Below are 1,669 nucleotides of genomic sequence, written 5' to 3'. Positions count from 1 at the left end.
CCCAAGGGTGGATCTTCCCCGCTCGAAAGTGGGCTCAGACTGGACTAGACGGCTGTACCTTTCGGTCCGCCGTCGTCGCCATTTGATTTCTCCGCGGCGCGGTCTGCGGCTTCCTTGATGTCATTGACGGCCTGCTTGGCCTCGTCATTGTGCGCAACATCCGCCACCGGCTTCGGTTCCACCGGGGCCGGAGTCTTCCAGGGATCCTCCACCGGCTGTGAAGCGCGCCAGACAGCAACCCCTGCGGTGATCGCGGCAGCGATGATGCCGCAGATCAGCCAGCCCTTGTTGCTCTTGCGCTGCTGCTTCCGCCTCAGATCCTTCGCAGCGCGCTGCGCGGCTTCAACGGCGGCCTTCTGTGCCTTCTTTACGGCTTTCTTGTCACCGGTTACCTTGGTGACGACGCCGGCAACACCGGCAGGAATGGTGGCGGCGGCGAGGGTGCGTGAGGCTGAGTCCGCAACATCACCCAGGCGGTGGGACACGGCCGGGATGTACTCCGACACCACGCGGTCCCGGGCGGAATTGATCGCCGGAGTGGCACGATCAAGGGTTTCCTGAATGCGGGGCGCGGTTTCGTCAACAATGTGGTTGATGCGGGGACCTACCCGGTCGAGGCCCTCCTGAATACGCGGAGTGACAACGGCGATGCCGTCGGACAGGCCCTGTGCCGCCCGGTTGACGCCGTGCTGGATCCGCGGCGCGGCCGTTTCAATGCCGCGTTCGAAGCGCGGAGCAACCCAGCCCTTTGCGGCATCCACCCGCGGAGCGGCCCAACCCCGTGCCGTGCCGACGCCCATCAGAACGTTGTTCTCGATGGTGCGGACAACGCGTTCGGATTTCTTCACAACTACCTCCCATGGATAGTGACTGTTGTTAGTCAGCCTACGTGCTATCCGGAGGTCCATGCTATCCGCCGGTTTATTTCACAGCATTTTCACTGTGCGCGGAACCCGCTGCATCCAGGCATTGCGCCGGACCTGCATGGGAGAATGGAGCGCATGACAGCTATCGCAACAGCACACGCAACCATCCACACAAGCCTCGGCGACATCAAGGTGGAGCTCTACGGCAACCATGCCCCCAAGACGGTCAAGAACTTCATCGGCCTCGCAACCGGTGAGATCACATGGACCCATCCCGGTACGGGCGAGGAAACCACGGCGCCGCTCTACGACGGAACCGTCTTCCACCGTGTCATCCAGGACTTCATGATCCAGGGCGGAGATCCCCTGGGCCAGGGCATCGGCGGCCCGGGCTACAAGTTCGACGACGAAATCAACCCGGACCTCGACTTCACCACCCCGTACAAGCTGGCAATGGCCAACGCCGGCCTGCAGAACGGACGTGGAACCAACGGCTCACAGTTCTTCATCACCTCGGTGCCCACCACCTGGCTGCAGGGAAAGCACACCATTTTCGGTGAAGTGAAGGATGAGGCATCCCGCGCCGTTGTCGACCAGCTGAACGCCATCCCCACCGATGGCCGTGACCGTCCCCTTGAGGACGTCGTCATCCGCAGCATCTCGGTTGAGCAGGTCTAGCGTTCCATGACATATGGAGTCCCGGCAGGCGAGCCGGACCAGGACATTCCCGTGTGCCTGCGTCATCCCGACCGGATGAGCTATGTGCGGTGTCAACGGTGCGGCAGGCCCGCCTGCCCTGAATG

General features: G+C 62.8%; 2 protein-coding genes and 1 pseudogene. 2 read left to right on the top strand and 1 reads right to left on the bottom strand.

Translation table 11 applies throughout. From position 1 onward, the window contains the following. Positions 1-44 precede the first annotated feature (44 nt). Complete coding sequence (locus X803_RS19550; protein ID WP_051470715.1) at positions 45-848, bottom strand: hypothetical protein; 804 nt, start codon at positions 846-848, stop codon at positions 45-47. A 153-nt stretch (positions 849-1,001) separates the two neighbouring features. On the opposite strand from X803_RS19550, the gene X803_RS0111705 reads away from it, so the two are divergent. Both X803_RS0111705 and X803_RS22805 read left to right on the top strand, forming a co-directional pair. Further along, positions 1,002-1,544, top strand: a complete 543-nt coding sequence (locus tag X803_RS0111705) for a peptidylprolyl isomerase (RefSeq protein ID WP_026545281.1) — start codon at positions 1,002-1,004, stop codon at positions 1,542-1,544. Between the two features lie 6 nt (positions 1,545-1,550). After that, a pseudogene (locus X803_RS22805) lies at positions 1,551-1,669 on the top strand (rhomboid family intramembrane serine protease); the annotation flags it as partial.

The sequence above is a fragment of the Arthrobacter sp. 35/47 genome, assembly GCF_000520475.1.
GTDB lineage: Bacteria > Actinomycetota > Actinomycetes > Actinomycetales > Micrococcaceae > Arthrobacter_D > Arthrobacter_D subterraneus.
This window is presented reverse-complemented; position numbering and strand designations above follow the sequence as displayed.

What these genes read in the sequence shown, in the direction of transcription:
- X803_RS0111705 (WP_026545281.1), top strand. Translation starts at nt 1,002, where the DNA reads ATGACAGCTATCGCAACAGCACACGCAACCATCCACACAAGCCTCGGC.